The sequence below is a fragment of the Methylomonas sp. 11b genome (assembly GCF_000515215.1).
Taxonomy (GTDB): Bacteria; Pseudomonadota; Gammaproteobacteria; order Methylococcales; family Methylomonadaceae; genus Methylomonas.
The window spans coordinates 2,671,054-2,685,893 of record NZ_KI911557.1 but is presented as its reverse complement, the minus strand read 5'-3'; the positions used below and the strand labels follow the sequence as shown (position 1 = coordinate 2,685,893).

At 49.8% G+C, this 14,840-nt stretch carries 16 protein-coding genes, 1 tRNA gene and 1 pseudogene; 17 read left to right on the top strand and 1 reads right to left on the bottom strand.

Features of this window, described 5'->3' with window-relative positions:
- The first annotated feature begins 3 nt into the window (after window positions 1–3).
- The 16 genes and pseudogenes from pepN to METH11B_RS30170 all read left to right on the top strand — a co-directional run bounded on the left by pepN (window position 4) and on the right by METH11B_RS30170 (window position 13,122).
- A complete protein-coding gene (gene pepN / locus METH11B_RS0112920; RefSeq protein ID WP_036277495.1) occupies window positions 4–2,646 on the top strand; it encodes an aminopeptidase N in 2,643 nt (880 codons plus the stop codon).
- A gap of 49 nt (window positions 2,647–2,695) precedes the next feature.
- Window positions 2,696–3,289, top strand: coding sequence for an imidazoleglycerol-phosphate dehydratase HisB (gene hisB / locus METH11B_RS0112915; RefSeq protein WP_026602368.1), 594 nt, complete (start codon window positions 2,696–2,698; stop codon window positions 3,287–3,289).
- Between the two features lie 47 nt (window positions 3,290–3,336).
- Window positions 3,337–3,978 carry an imidazole glycerol phosphate synthase subunit HisH gene (hisH, locus tag METH11B_RS0112910; protein WP_036275943.1) on the top strand — a complete coding sequence of 214 codons (642 nt, stop codon included), beginning with the start codon at window positions 3,337–3,339 and terminating at the stop codon, window positions 3,976–3,978.
- Between the two features lie 68 nt (window positions 3,979–4,046).
- Window positions 4,047–4,793, top strand: coding sequence for a 1-(5-phosphoribosyl)-5-[(5-phosphoribosylamino)methylideneamino]imidazole-4-carboxamide isomerase (gene hisA, locus METH11B_RS0112905; RefSeq protein WP_026147134.1), 747 nt, complete (start codon window positions 4,047–4,049; stop codon window positions 4,791–4,793).
- Window positions 4,794–4,818: 25 nt separating this feature from the next.
- Window positions 4,819–5,592, top strand: a complete 774-nt coding sequence (gene hisF, locus METH11B_RS0112900; RefSeq protein WP_026602366.1) for an imidazole glycerol phosphate synthase subunit HisF — start codon at window positions 4,819–4,821, stop codon at window positions 5,590–5,592.
- The gene (gene hisI / locus METH11B_RS0112895; RefSeq protein ID WP_026602365.1) at window positions 5,589–5,975 is read left to right on the top strand and encodes a phosphoribosyl-AMP cyclohydrolase; all 387 of its coding nucleotides are present in this window, start codon (window positions 5,589–5,591) and stop codon (window positions 5,973–5,975) included. The genes hisF and hisI overlap by 4 nt, the downstream gene beginning before the upstream one ends.
- 10 nt (window positions 5,976–5,985) lie before the next feature.
- Window positions 5,986–6,061: transfer RNA gene (locus METH11B_RS0112890), tRNA-Thr, on the top strand.
- Window positions 6,062–6,302: 241 nt separating this feature from the next.
- Window positions 6,303–7,427 carry a fatty acid desaturase family protein gene (locus METH11B_RS0112885; protein WP_026602364.1) on the top strand — a complete coding sequence of 375 codons (1,125 nt, stop codon included), beginning with the start codon at window positions 6,303–6,305 and terminating at the stop codon, window positions 7,425–7,427.
- A 151-nt stretch (window positions 7,428–7,578) separates the two neighbouring features.
- Window positions 7,579–7,758, top strand: a complete 180-nt coding sequence (locus METH11B_RS0112880; RefSeq protein ID WP_155931123.1) for a hypothetical protein — start codon at window positions 7,579–7,581, stop codon at window positions 7,756–7,758.
- Between the two features lie 357 nt (window positions 7,759–8,115).
- Window positions 8,116–8,580, top strand: a complete 465-nt coding sequence (locus METH11B_RS0112875) for a DUF805 domain-containing protein (protein ID WP_081733797.1) — start codon at window positions 8,116–8,118, stop codon at window positions 8,578–8,580.
- Between the two features lie 47 nt (window positions 8,581–8,627).
- Entirely contained in the window at window positions 8,628–9,137 is a 510-nt protein-coding gene (locus METH11B_RS27860) for a DnaJ domain-containing protein (RefSeq protein ID WP_026602362.1), read from the top strand.
- Between the two features lie 225 nt (window positions 9,138–9,362).
- Complete coding sequence (locus tag METH11B_RS0112865; RefSeq protein WP_155931122.1) at window positions 9,363–9,563, top strand: hypothetical protein; 201 nt, start codon at window positions 9,363–9,365, stop codon at window positions 9,561–9,563.
- A gap of 119 nt (window positions 9,564–9,682) precedes the next feature.
- Window positions 9,683–10,930 (top strand): GGDEF domain-containing response regulator, encoded by a 1,248-nt coding sequence (locus METH11B_RS26765; RefSeq protein WP_026602360.1) that lies wholly within the window; start codon window positions 9,683–9,685, stop codon window positions 10,928–10,930.
- Between the two features lie 190 nt (window positions 10,931–11,120).
- Window positions 11,121–11,651 (top strand): PAS domain-containing protein, encoded by a 531-nt coding sequence (locus tag METH11B_RS0112855; protein ID WP_026602359.1) that lies wholly within the window; start codon window positions 11,121–11,123, stop codon window positions 11,649–11,651.
- A pseudogene (locus METH11B_RS29995) lies at window positions 11,629–12,675 on the top strand (methyl-accepting chemotaxis protein); the annotation flags it as partial. The gene METH11B_RS0112855 and the pseudogene METH11B_RS29995, both read left to right, overlap by 23 nt.
- Window positions 12,667–13,122: a CZB domain-containing protein gene (locus METH11B_RS30170; RefSeq protein ID WP_442919031.1), complete on the top strand. Its 456-nt coding sequence runs from the start codon at window positions 12,667–12,669 to the stop codon at window positions 13,120–13,122. The pseudogene METH11B_RS29995 and the gene METH11B_RS30170, both read left to right, overlap by 9 nt.
- 210 nt (window positions 13,123–13,332) lie before the next feature.
- Here the strand turns inward: METH11B_RS30170 and METH11B_RS29990 are convergent, their stop codons facing one another.
- Window positions 13,333–13,461, bottom strand: a complete 129-nt coding sequence (locus METH11B_RS29990) for a hypothetical protein (RefSeq protein ID WP_269319477.1) — start codon at window positions 13,459–13,461, stop codon at window positions 13,333–13,335.
- 1,015 nt (window positions 13,462–14,476) lie between these two features.
- On the opposite strand from METH11B_RS29990, the gene METH11B_RS0112830 reads away from it, so the two are divergent.
- The gene (locus METH11B_RS0112830) at window positions 14,477–14,710 is read left to right on the top strand and encodes a hypothetical protein (RefSeq protein ID WP_026602357.1); all 234 of its coding nucleotides are present in this window, start codon (window positions 14,477–14,479) and stop codon (window positions 14,708–14,710) included.
- The last annotated feature ends 130 nt before the right edge of the window (window positions 14,711–14,840 follow it).

Below are 14,840 nucleotides of genomic sequence, written 5' to 3'. Positions count from 1 at the left end.
ATGATGCGCGATGCAAGCCCGCAAACGGTTTTCCTGAAAGACTACACCCCACCCGAATATCTGATCGAACAGATTGAACTGAATTTCGATTTGGACGAGCAACACACGCAGGTCCGCTCGACCTTGAGTCTGCGCCGCAATCCGCAAAGCCAGGACAGCAGTACCGCATTGACCTTGCTTGGCGAGGAATTGCAGTTGGTCAGTATCGCGATAGACGGCCAATTGCTGGAGCAAAGCCAGTATGTCCTGGGCGAAGAAGCCTTGGTCGTGCATGAAGTGCCGCAGGATAGGCCGTTTCAGATCGTCATCGAAAATGTCATCAATCCGCAAGCTAACACGGCGCTGGAAGGTTTGTATTTATCCAGCAGCATGCTGTGTACCCAGTGCGAGGCGCAGGGCTTTCGGAAAATCACCTGGTTTTTGGACCGGCCGGATGTGATGAGCCGGTTTAAAACCACCTTGATTGGGGACAAGAGCAAATATCCGGTCTTGCTGTCCAACGGCAATAAAACCGGCAGCGGCGAATTGGATGGCAATCGGCACTGGGTAAGCTGGGAAGACCCATTCGCCAAGCCTTGTTACTTATTTGCCTTGGTGGCCGGGCAGTTGGAATGCGTGGCTGACCAATTTACTACGATGAGCGGCCGCAATATCGCGCTGGAAATATTTGTCGAGCAGCACAATGTCGACAAATGCGCTCACGCGATGCAGTCCTTGAAAAACGCGATGCGTTGGGATGAAGAAACCTACGGTCTGGAATACGACCTAGATTTGTACATGATCGTCGCGGTCGACCATTTCAATATGGGCGCGATGGAAAACAAGGGGCTGAACGTATTCAACACCAAGTTTGTGCTGGCTCGGCCGGATACCGCTACCGACAGCGATTACGAACATATCGAAGGCGTGATCGGTCACGAATATTTCCATAACTGGTCCGGCAACCGGGTAACTTGCCGCGACTGGTTTCAGTTGAGTTTGAAGGAAGGCTTTACCGTCTTCCGCGACCAGCAATTCAGTGGCGATCGCACCTCGCCAGCCGTGAAACGCATAGAAGACGTCAACGCCTTGCGCACTCGCCAGTTTGCAGAGGATGCTGGCCCGCTGGCGCATCCGATTCGTCCGGAAGCTTATATCGAAATCAACAATTTCTACACGCTGACTGTCTATGAAAAAGGCGCGGAAGTGGTGCGGATGCTGCACACCTTGCTGGGTGCGGCCGGTTTCAGAAAGGGCTGTGATTTATATTTTCAACGCCATGACGGTCAGGCGGTAACTTGCGAGGATTTTGTCAAGGCGCTCGAAGGCGCTAATGGCGTGGAATTAAACCAGTTCCGTCTTTGGTATTCGCAAGCCGGTACGCCGGTGTTGACAGTCAGTCAGCAATACAACGCCGAATCGCAACAACTGCATCTGACCATTCAGCAAAGCTGTCCGCCCACACCCAACCAGCCGGTGAAAGCTCCGCTGCATATTCCGGTAAAGCTGGGCTTACTTGCCGCCGACGGTTCGGCTGCGCAGATTCACTGCAACGGTGCCAGCCAGGCGGAAATTACCTTGAATGTCACGGAAGCGGAGCAAACCTTTAGCTTTGATAAGTTGGCACAGCAGCCGGTCGTGTCCTTGCTAAGAGGCTTTTCCGCGCCGGTTACGCTGAAAATGGAGCGTAGCCTGGACGAATTGGCATTTTTGCTGCGGCACGACAGCGATACCTTTAATCGCTGGGAAGCCGGTCAGCAATTGGCGGTGCAGGTGATTTTCAAGCTGATCGACGCAATAGAGTTGGGCCGGCCTTTGCAGTTGGAACCGGTTATCGTCGATGCTTATCGTAGCGTGTTGACCGATAGCAGCGGCGATTTGTCTTATCAAGCACTATTGTTGGCGTTACCGGAAGAAAGTTATTTGTCCGGGCAGATGGCTATCATCGATGTCGAAGCCATCCATCAAGCCCGCGAATTTGTGAAAAAAAACCTGGCCGAGCAATTGCAAGTCGAGTTTAAACAGTTGTACTCGGAACATCATCGGGACGAATCCGGCAGTTTCGACGCCGGTGCAGTGGGGCGGCGGCGTTTGAAAAATGCTTGCTTGAGTTATTTGAGCAAACTGGAAAATGCGGACGTTTATCATATCGCCGAGCAGCAGTTCTACAGTGCCCGGAATATGACCGATCAATTGGCGGCTTTGTCGGCGATTGTGAACAGCAATCATCCGGCCAAGGCCAGAAGTTTGGACAGTTTTTATGTGCAATGGCGGCAAGAAGCGCTGGTTATCGACAAATGGTTTACCTTGCAAGCCACCAGTAGCATGCCCAATACCTTTGCGACCGTGCAGGCCTTGATGAAGCATCCTGCTTTCGATATGAAGACGCCTAACCGCGTGCGTTCCTTGATCGGCGCTTTCAGTCAAGCCAATCCGCTGCACTTCCATGCCCAAAACGGCGAGGGTTATCGCTTCCTGGCCGATCAGGTCTTGGCGCTGAATACCCTAAATCCGCAAATCGCCTCCAGGATGGTGACCGGGTTGGCGCAATGGCGGCGTTATGACGCAGCCCGGCAGGGCTTGATGAAACAGCAATTACAGCGTATCGTCGCTACCGAGCATCTGTCCAAGGATGTTTATGAGATCGCCAGCAAGAGTTTGGCGTAGTTGTCACAATCACGTAAACTAGCGCCGAAATAAGCCATTCGCATCAAGCATGAACCCACGCACCGCCCAGGTTGAGCGCAATACGCTCGAAACCCAGATCAAAGTTTCCATTAATCTCGACGGCAACGGCACGGCCGCGTTTACCACCGGCTTGCCGTTTTTGGATCACATGCTGGATCAAATAGCCAGACACGGATTGATAGACATTGAAGTTGTGTCGCATGGTGACTTACATATCGATGCCCATCACAGCGTGGAAGACATTGGCATTACGCTCGGTCAAGCCTTTGCCAAAGCGCTAGGCGATAAAAAAGGCATTTACCGATATGGTCACGCCTATTGCCCGCTGGATGAATCGTTATCGCGGGTGGTGGTGGATTTCTCCGGCCGTCCCGGCTTGTTTTATCAAGTGGAATTCAAGCGCGCCTTTATTGGCAGCTTCGATGTGGATTTATTTAAAGAGTTTTTCCAGGGCTTTGTGAATCATGCCGGCGTCACATTGCACATCGACAATCTGAAAGGCGGCAATGCTCATCATATTGCCGAAACCGTATTCAAGGCATTCGGCCGGGCCGTGCGGATGGCAATCAGCCATGACGAGCGGATGGCCGGTATCATGCCTTCCACTAAAGGCAGTCTATAATTTCCCCATTTTTCGCCTAGAAACCCCGACCTTGTATCTCTAGTTTTATGTCATCAGTAGCCGTTATCGATTACGGAATGGGAAATCTGCATTCCATTGCCAAAGCGCTTCAACATGCCGATAGCCGCGTAAATGTGCAAATAACAGCCGATGCTTCGGTGATCCGCACGGCCGATCGCGTGGTGTTTCCCGGTGTTGGGGCGATACGCGATTGTATGCAGGCCCTGAACGAGAGTGGTTTGGCGGATGTGATTCGTGAAGTAGCGCAAAGCAAACCTTTTCTGGGTATCTGCTTGGGTATGCAGGCCTTGCTAACCGACAGCGAGGAAAACGACGGCATTACCTGTCTGAATATATTCCCCGGTCACGCCCGCCGTTTTGCCGATCACATGCTGGATGCCGAGGGTAATGTTTTGAAAATCCCGCATATGGGCTGGAATCAGGTCAAGCAAAACCCGCATCCGCTCTGGCACAATATTCCGGATCATAGCCGCTTTTATTTCGTACACAGCTATTATGCGGCGCCGGACGATTCGCGCGACAGTGCTGCAACGGCCGATTATCCGCAAGCATTTACCTGCGCACTGGCAAAAGATAATAAATTTGCCGTGCAATTTCATCCCGAAAAAAGCCAGACCGTAGGATTGCAGCTATTGCAAAACTTCCTGGCATGGGATGGAGCCGCGTAACTCCCCAACCCTTAGATGTTGGCTTTACTAACCTTTAGATTTAGTGTTTTAACTGTCGAGATTTAAATATGTTGCTGATACCCGCAATTGACTTGAAGGAAGGAAAATGTGTCCGTTTGCGCCAGGGTCGTATGGAAGACGACACCGTATTCTCGGACGATCCGGTGGCTGTGGCCGGGCGTTGGGTAGAGGCAGGGGCAAAACGATTGCACCTAGTCGATTTAGACGGCGCCTTCGCCGGTAAACCGAAAAATGCCCAGGTTATTAACGCCATCGTCCAGGCTTATCCCGATGTGCCGGTGCAAATCGGCGGCGGCATCCGTGACGAAGACACCATCCAGGCCTATTTAGAGGCCGGTGTGCAATATGTCATTATCGGCACCAAGGCCGTCAGCGAACCGCATTTTGTCCGCGACGTGTCGATTGAGTTTCCCGGCCACATCATCATCGGTCTGGACGCCAGAGACGGCAAAGTAGCGATAGATGGCTGGTCGAAACTGTCTCGCCACGATGTGATCGACCTGGCGCAAAAATTTGAGTCCAACGGCGTCGCCGCCATTATCTACACCGATATTTCCCGCGACGGCATGATGCAAGGCGTCAACGTGGAGGCCACTGCCAAATTGGCGCGTTCGGTGCATATTCCGGTCATCGCCTCCGGCGGCATTACCAATTTGGACGACATTCGCGCCCTCGGCGAGGTAGCGCACGAAGGTATCATGGGCGCTATTACCGGGCGGGCCATCTACGAAGGTACGCTGGATTTTGCCGAAGGGGAAAAGCTCGCCGAGTCTTTCGGCGGAGCCGATGTCTGAGCTATTAGCCGGTAAATCGTAAACAATGAGCTTAGCCAAACGTATTATTCCCTGCCTGGATGTCGATAACGGCCGCGTCGTTAAAGGCGTTAAGTTCGTCGATATCCGCGATGCTGGTGACCCGGTGGAGATTGCCCGTCGCTATGACCGGGAAGGCGCGGACGAAATCACCTTTCTGGACATCACAGCTACCCACGACAACCGCGACACCATCGTCCATGTGGTCGAGCAAGTGGCCAGCGAAGTGTTTATTCCGCTGACCGTGGGCGGCGGCATCCGGGTGTTGGAGGATATTCGCCGCATGCTCAATGCCGGTGCGGACAAAGTGGGTATCAACAGCGCCGCAGTGTTTAGACCGGAATTCGTCAAGGAAGCCGCCGAAAAATTCGGCTCGCAATGTATCGTGGTTGCCATCGATGCCAAAAAAGTTAGTGGCGATGGCGAGGAAGACCGTTGGGAAATCTTTACCCACGGCGGCCGTAAGCCAACCGGTATCAATGCTGTCGAATGGGCCGTGAGAATGAAAGACTACGGGGCCGGCGAAATTTTGTTGACCAGTATGGACCGCGATGGTACCAAATCCGGCTTTGACTTGGCTTTGACCCGCGCCATCAGCGAAGCGGTCAGCATTCCGGTCATCGCCTCCGGCGGCGTCGGCAATCTCGATCATTTAGCTGACGGCATCATCGAAGGCAAAGCGGACGCAGTGCTGGCCGCCAGCATTTTTCACTTTGCCGAATATACGATAGAGCAGGCCAAAAAACATATGCAATCCAGAGGCATAGAGGTGCGTTTATGAGCGCGGCATGGCTGGAAGAAATCCAGTGGACCGCAGACGGCTTGGTGCCGGTCATCGCGCAACTGCACGATAGCGGCCGCGTGGTAATGTTTGCCTGGATGAATCGCGAGTCACTGGCCTTAACGGTTGCCGAAGGTTATGCGGTATATTGGTCTCGTTCGCGTAATCGCTTGTGGCGCAAGGGCGAAGAGTCCGGTCATCGGCAAAAGGTTATCGATATACAATTGGATTGTGATGCCGACGTAATATTGCTTAAAATTGAGCAGGAAGGCGGTATCGCCTGCCATACCGGCCGGGAAAGCTGTTTTTTTCGTAGCCTGGCAGACGGCGAATGGCACACCACCGAGCCTGTGCTGAAAGACCCCAAAGCCATCTACAAATAGATAATCATACGCCGGCATAGCTCAGCAGGTAGAGCAGCGCACTCGTAACGCGAAGGTCGTAGGTTCGATTCCTATTGCCGGCACCATTAATATCAACCCATTACCCTTTTTAAAAATTGCCTCGTTACACTCACGTGCAAAGTGCCGGGAAGTTTGAGAAAGCAGGCAAAAATACGGATGGTGTATAGACTTATGCCATCTTGCCCGGCCAGTCAATTTGTCCAAGCCTCGGCTGGTTTTTAGCACCGTCCGGAGCCTTCCAATCCTGACTTTTTTATCCGAAGGAATCCAACATCCTTCCCTTGCACTTTACAGAGACAACACATTTTGAGTTTAAATAGTTACCAGTCGGTTGATCGCGAGCAATTAGCCAAAGACATCAGTCAAATCCACAAACAAGCGTTAGCGGATATTGGTCCCGCAGATTTCGACCACTTAAAAAAGGTGGAACGTTGGGGAAAAGTTTGTTCGCTCATCGGTTACGCTACTGCCTGGATTTTCCCCAATCCGATTTCAGCGTTGTTGATCAGTCAAGGTAGTTTTTCCCGCTGGACCGGGGTAGGCCATCCCATCGTGCATAAAGCCTTCGATAAAATGCAGGACGTGGATAAAAATTACACCAGCAAGAAGTTTGCAAAGGGTTGGCGGCGGTTTTTGGATTGGCCGGATTGGATGACTCCCGCCGGCTGGCATCACGAACATGATTTATTGCATCATTACAACTTGGGTGAAGAAACCGACCCCAACAATGCCCAACACAACATGGAATGGTTGCGGCAATCCAAACTGCCCATTTGGCAACGCTATGTCATCGTGGCGTTTTTTTCCGGTATCTGGAAAATCATTTATTACACGCCGCGCACGCATAAAGAATTAGTTTTGAATGCCGCCCGCTTGCAAGGTAAGCCCAAGCCGGAAACCACGCGTATCGGCGCCTGGAGTCTGTTTACGCCCCAAGGTAAGGCGTTGTGGCTGCAAAGCGTGTTGCCTTATACGGCGTATCGGTTTGTGTTGTTACCGTTACTGTTCTTACCGCTGGGCGGCTTTGCCGTTGTCAGTGTATTGATAAACTCCATTCTGGCGGAAATTCTCACCAATATGCACAGCTTTCTGGTGATGATTCCCAATCATGCCGGCGACGACGTGATGATGTTCGATGAAAAATCGCATAGCAAGGGAGAGTTTTATTTGCGGCAGATTTTGGGTTCGGTCAATTATCCAACCGGGTCTAATTTGAATGACTTTTTCTACGGCTGGTTGAATTACCAAATTGAGCACCATTTATGGCCGGATTTGCCGCTAAGCCAATACCAAAAATTGCAGCCGCAAGTGAAAGCCCTGTGCGAAAAGCATAATATTCCTTACTGCCAGGAATCGGTATTTAAACGCATGCTGAAAGCAGCGGATATTATGGTTGGCAAAACCTCAATGCTGAAGCCCGCGGTTGTTTAATCCGTCCAGCGCGACTTGCTCAAATAACTACTGAATCAAACTTAACGTATTAGGCAATTAGCCTCTTCGATTCCCGGTTACTGGCGATACGCGTTAATTTATGTCAATGCAGTTAATCTGCCCACACACGAGTGTAATCAACGAAAATACTATGAGCGACATCAGAGATACCAAACCCGAACCCATCGCAGCAAAACCAAACTGGAATTACGACTCGTATTTTCTAGCTCAGCTTGAACGCATCAATCAGCAGTCAGCTAGTAAGCAGCCGAAAAAGCGCGTTGTCGAGCAGGCCCCGAAAGACGACGCAGACGCAGTCGACGAAGAATAAATAGTTTATCCGCGTAAACCGCGCAATACGGTTTAGTCTGCTTATGCCGCCTATTAGCGGACAGGACTACCAGCCGTTTTTTGTAAACTAATTTAGGCAAGGTTTCACCTAATTTTTCTGAATCTACCGTCTCGTGCAAAGTGGCGACAAACTTGCTGAGGTTGTATGTTCTCTATTTGCCGGGATTTGTTGGGTTACCGGTGTGCAGCGCCAGGATGGTAGCCAGGCAGCATTGCCAACGGCTTTGTCCCTATCGTCAAAGCGGCTAAACGAAACTGAATGAAAATGTGCGAACGGCCTACACATTTTTCTATATCGCAGTAATATCGTTACTTAAAAATTCTGTCGGAGAGCGAAATGTATTGCCCAAATTGTGGAAAGCAAAATCCGGATAATGCGAATTTCTGCCTTGAGTGTGGCGCAGCCATGCAATCGAATAACGGCTATCGCGGGCCAGTAACTAACGGACGGGACATGACGTTTACCGAATCGGTGTCCGGTTGTTTTGCAAAGGCATTTGTTTTTACAGGTAGAGCCTCGAGAGCCGAATACTGGTGGTTCGCGCTTTTCACACTATTGGTATCGATGATAGCGGGGATCATAGATCAATCGGCCTACGGCGAGCCGGCAACCGTCACGGCAATCACCAACTTGGTTATTCTATTTCCTTCGCTGGCTGTTAATATCCGCCGATTACACGATACCGGGCATAGCGGCTGGTGGTATCTGATTATTCTGACCATCATCGGCATCATCCCGTATGTCATCTGGATGGTGTCAAAAGGCGATGACCGTGCAAACGAATACGGGGCGCCTGTTTAACGCCCCCATCATTTTAAATTTCGTCGAGCAATCAATTAGCCGGGCTGATGACCAATATTGCGTTGTTCGCATCGCTAATATTGAACATTATTTTGGTCGGGCTTCTTGTCTTCAATGCCAGAAATACTCGACGCAAACATCAAAATCAAAAACAGCCCACCCTTAGAACGCCTGCCAATGTAAGGACAATTTCCTGTCCATCCTGCGCGCAGCACATCAAATTTACCTTGCCCATCGACGGTAACAAAGCGCGTTGCCGAAAGTGCCATGCACAATTCAAATTGGACATCGACGAACATCGCAATGTGTATATAACCGAAATAAAACTGCCTGAAGACGAGCAACACATCAAATCTTTGGCGGATTGTTATTTAATTCTTGGCCTGACGGCTGAAGCCCTACCGATAGACATCAAAGCGGCATACAAAAAGAAAATATCCGAATACCACCCGGACCGCGTCGGCGTGTTTGGTGCAAAAATCAAACAACTCGCCGAGGAAGAAACTCGACAAATAAACGCCGCCTACGCCATGCTGCAAGAGCAGGGCATGGTGTGACATTGTCAAACCGAGTTCAGGTTTATTGGTGCTGACAACCGCTAAACGATTTTGAGTGGCTTAACATTGGCGTGTAAACATAACCAGCGGTACAGCGATTAACAAACGCCGAAATCATCCTATGCCGAGTCTATTCATTGTTGATGAATGCGTGCGAGCGAATACACTAGCTGGCGGCGTAGCATATCTGTCAGATATGGATTTCAATCAAATCAGGGAATGAGCGTGACAGCATCGTATTTCCACTATTGGGGTAAAGCCAAGCCAGAAGCCGATGACGGTCCGGCTTACCATTGTGTGGATGTGGTGGTCGAGTGGAAATTGTTTAAGTTACTGACCGGCAACGATGGTTCACTGAAGTTGCGTATTTCGACCCTTCTGAGACATTCACCATCTAATCAACCGAGCGACCGGTTCTGGACCTAAAGCCGCTTATCAGCAACAATGCATCTCTTTGTGTACAGTTAGTCTGGGTCATTTTAAAAGCAATTCGTACCTAGTGCTTGCCAGTACATAAACCCAATTTTGATAGAGTCGCTTTTCTTATGCATATCCTGATTGTCGATGATTCTCGCTCGATTGCGTTGCCGGTAATTGCCTTTCTAGAGCAACATGGTAATCGAGTTTCCTACGCACAAAACGGCCAGGAGGCAATCCAATCCTATCGTCGCGAAGAGCCAAATCTGATCTTAATGGACATCATTATGCCTGTAATGGATGGCATCGAGGCTACGCGTCAAATCAAGGCGATGAGCAAAGCTCGGTGGGTGCCAATATTGCTGATGAGCGGACTATCAGAGAAAAAGGATGTGATCCATGGATTAGATGCCGGGGCCGATGACTATCTGGTTAAGCCGATAGACTTTGATGTGTTAGAAGCCCGTTTGCGTTCTTTTCACCGGATTACACTGATTCAGGATAGCTTGTTTAGTGTGCTGGATAATGTCTACGAGGCGATTCTGACGATTAATGAACAAGGTATGGTTCAAAGCTATAACCATGCCGCAGAACGTATTTTTGGCTATATAGCTGACGAGGTGATTGGGCAAAATGTCACCATGCTAATGCCGTCGCCTTACCGTGATGAACATGACCACTACTTGGGACGCTATTTGAAGGAGCGTATCCCTCATGTGATCGGTATCGGCAGGAAAGTCGCCGGACTTCGCAAAAATGGCCAAACCTTTCCCATGCGTTTATCTGTAACCGAAGTGCGGCGTAATAATGAAAGTTTATTCATTGGCTTGGTCAGCGATATTACCGAAGAAGAAATCGCACGTCAGCACATTGAATTTCTGGCTTTGCACGATCCGCTCACCGGGCTTCCCAACCGAACTCACTTCAATCAGACTCTCGAAGCTGTATTCTTGAATCGTGGCGATAGCAGTTTCGCGCTTTTGTTTATCGATCTTGATGGTTTCAAGTTGATCAACGACGCCATGGGTCATGATGCTGGAGACACTGCGCTCAAAGCTGCGGCCAGCCGTTTGCGGCATAGTCTTGCGGCAGATGATTTTATCGCCCGTCTCGGTGGTGACGAGTTTGTAGCCATTATTCGCAATGTGGCCGATGCAGACGTTGTCCTGATTATTGCCAATCGTATACTCGAATCGGTATCCCAACCCATGGAGTTACTTGGCAAACCGGCTAGTATGGGTGCCAGCATTGGTGTTGCTATGGTACCGCAGCATGGGACAGTGGCCAGTGAAGTATTGTCTGCTGCAGATAATGCTATGTATGTTGCCAAAGGATCCGGCAAGGGACGGGTAGTTTTGGTCGGTAGCACGACATAACTTATCAAGTTTGAAAATAGTCTATTTGGTGCTTACTGGGTGATCACCCAAATGTTTTTTCGATCTAGGTCAGCTACTATTAATAGAGATGCCTGCCTATTGCGCCAGTATCCAAAATCAGTTCGAGATTGGATCCTTTAGGAATAAGCGGCCTTACAATTTGCCAAGAGCAGCTTACAAGGATTTTTGTATGGCCCAAAAAATTATTCCGACACAACGGGAAATCGTGATGCGCGATGATGCCTTCATCGTGACCAAAACCGATAGGACCGGCAAAATCACCTACGCCAATCCGATCTTCATTGAATTTTCCGGATTTACTGAAAGCGAACTCTTAGGCAAGCAGCACAATATTGTGCGGCATCCCGATATGCCTCGCACTATATTTAACATGCTGTGGAACACCGTCAAAGCAGGCGAAGAGTTTTTCGGTTATGTCAAAAACCTCAGCAAAGACGGCTCGTTCTATTGGGTGCACGCCACTGTCACCCCGAGTTATGCGGACAATAATGGCGATGGATCTGAAATCATCGGTTTCTTTTCGGTCCGTCGTAAGCCGAACAAAGACAAATTGACCATCATTCAGGATTTCTACCGCGATATATTGACTGCTGAAAAACGTCAAGATCGCAGTGACGCGATTTCTGCTGGCACCGAGGTATTAAACAAAACACTGCAATCATCTGGGAAAAGCTACCATGAATTCATCCTTACGCTTTAACGGTTCTACCAGCGTAGCCTGGATGCTCGTATTGATGAGTGTCACCACCACGGAGTCTTTACTGATGGCGGGTATTGAATGGATTAATCTGATTCCCAATGCCTTTGGTTTTCTGATCTTCTATCTGTACCGCCAAAACGCTCGAGAAGAGAAACAAATTCTTACGGCGCTGAAAATAATGGCTCATCAAATAGAGCAAGGTAAGCTCGAATATCGCATTACGCAAATTTCGGAGCGGGCGGAACTGGCACCTGTGGCTTGGCAATTCAACAGCGCCTTGGACCAGGTGGAGACTTACATGAGAGAAGTGGCGGGGTGTTTCAACTCCGCCAAAAAGCAGCAGTTTTATCGACAGCCCAACCCTGTGGGCATTCAAGGCGCGTTTAGCCGCAGTTTGGTAAGCATTCAAACCTCGTTGGATATGATGCAGGCGAATTACCTGAACAATCTACGGGAATCGCTGTTTTCACACCTGGGACAAATGAAAACCAAAAACCTGTTATCCAGTTTGCAGCGGAGTCAGTCCGATTTATCGACGATCACCGAGCAGATGCGGCAAGTAGAAAATATTTCCAGTAAAGCGTCAAATATCGCCGCCGATAGCCGGGCTTCATTGGGAAATGTAATCGAAAAATTGACGAGCATCATCCAGAAAATTGAAGTCATGAAAGACTCATCGCTGGAGTTGAGTGAAAGTAGTAAGGAAATCACCGCTGTCACCTCGTTAATTGCTAGTATCGCTGACCAAACTAATTTGTTGGCGCTCAATGCAGCGATCGAAGCGGCTCGCGCGGGTGAGCATGGCCGCGGCTTTGCGGTAGTGGCGGATGAAGTGCGGAAATTAGCTGAAAACACCAAAAACGCTACTCAAAAAATCAACACGACAATTAAAAAGTTCACTCATGCCACCACGGTCATCGTGGGGGACACTGATAGTATGGCCAGCATGACCGACGAATCGAAAGCGGCGATTGCGCAGTTTGAACATAACATTACGGAGGTTAGCGATATTTCCATGGAAACCTACGGCAAAGTCAGTTTTACCCAAATGGTCGGTGAAATTGCCTTGGCCAAAGTCAATCAATTGATTTATATCCAAAATGGCTATCGTGCAGTGGAAACAGGATTAAACTCCGACGAAGCCAGAGCGGTGATGGCTAACCATCATGAATGTAATTTTGGAAAATGGTTTCATTTTGGTACAGGTGCAAGCAACTATAGCCATTTGCCATCCTATTCAAAAATTGATCAGCCGCATGAACAGTCTCACGCGTGTATGCACCAAGCCATGCACAATCTAGCTGAAAATTGGCAAACGTCTCCGGTCATTCAGCAGAAAATCGTTACTAATTTCGATGCCATCGAACACTTTGGTTTGGAAATAGCAGGCTTCCTTGACTCGATAGTTGCCGAAAAGCAGCGGTATGAGGGCGGCATTTCGAAGAGTCATGGTGAAGTGAATTTGTTTTAGGCCCGTGAAACATTTGAGCCGCCTTAAGAGTCGAGTCAACTTTAACCAGAGAATAACGTCTCTCAACTAAGCCCACGTTCCGTAACAATCGCGATGTTATTTAGGTGTGCCGGTCAGAACCCTTGTTACATCAGGTAAAGCTTGTTCAGATACCCCAAGTTTTAGCCGTCTGCTGTTTGGCATATACGAGTCTTTCAGGCGTTTGATTTTTCAATCTGCTGGCAGGCCGCTATTGGCCGGTCGGCGACGTTGATGGGTTTCGATTGGAATGCGATTGTTGGTTTCGACATTGGAATCGGTGGCGGATTTCATCGGAATACTCAAGCTGCAAAAACTCATGCTTTGCATGGTTTACAGAAAAAAGCCGCCCAAAATGGCGGAAAAATCCGGCTTCAGCTCCGTCAATTTCACAGGGGAACTGCAAATCACCGACCCTGATAAATTCCGTTAAACCTTTTTGGCGACCTGGGTTGGGCCAAGGCCTCAGATTACGGCTGGCTGATAGTAATACAACCGGGCAACGGGTAGTTTTTGGGGGGGTGTTCCAACGCTTTGTGGGGGCTTACAGAGGGTTTGTCGGTGCGCACAAGCGTTTCGGAGGTGCCGACGCGCGTTCTGTGGATGCCCCCAAACGGTCTGTGCGTGCGTCCAGACCTGCCGGGAGTGCCGCCAAACGTTTCGGGCGTAAATCCGAGCCTGCCGTGCGTACGCTAGAATGCTTCGTAGGTACGCTCGAACCTTCTGTGGTTGCCCATGAAGGCTTCGGAAGTGTCGCTGTTTCCGGATCGATTTTGCTCGTACCGTGAATAAGAAATGAACTTAAACCGGCGATAGGCGCTTTTTTACCGGAGGGGTATGCGATTTGGATGGCCGACGCAACCAGCAAACCCCTGTCTAGCGATTGATTGGCGCCGACTACTTACTTTGTCACTTGAAGAAAGACTGTTCGACAGGCTCCCACGGATATTATTCAGTCTAAGCTGCTATTTCTGAGCGGCTTGCGGGCAGGTAAATTGCTAAAATGGCGCGTTGGCGGGCAGAAGTGGTCGAGCCCTGCTTTAACCTGGATCCCTTATTCATACCTGGAGTCGGTCACGCAACGGGGGTATCGAATGGTGATGCGGTGTGGTATTTGTTAGTGGTATCTTGATTGAGTGCATCCGTATCAGGTGGCGTATTGGTGCCGGTATTTGTTGATTCGGTTTGTATTGGCTCGGTTCCCCGGGATTAGAAGAGGAATTTATATGATGATGTTGCAGCAAGGCTCCGCCGAAGTTAACAGGGTCGATGCGCCGGAGATGATGGCCTTAAGCGGCCGCAAATGCCGCGGATTTGCTGTTGTCATTAACTTGATATGAACAATATTCCACCCAAACGCGGTCTGGGCCGCGGGCTTGAAGCTTTATTAACCGATATGCCGGCTAAACCGGTAACGGATAAACAAAGGATTAAGGCTGATGCAGTGCCGGTGCGAGCGGTCCGCCAAGAAAATAGCCATGTGCTTCAAGAAGCCGAAGCTTTAAAGACCCTGTTGGAGGAGCTTGAAAACGTGTTGAGTGACTTCAATCCGGATTCGCCTACTTATTAGTCTTTAAATATCGCCGCGCCCACGACGGCCGGAGCCCCGCGGCTATAGTGGATTTCCGCGTTCGCGGGGATGACGACTCCAGAGAATTAAGGGCCGGGCTAATATTATTCACCCGGCCCTATTTATCCCA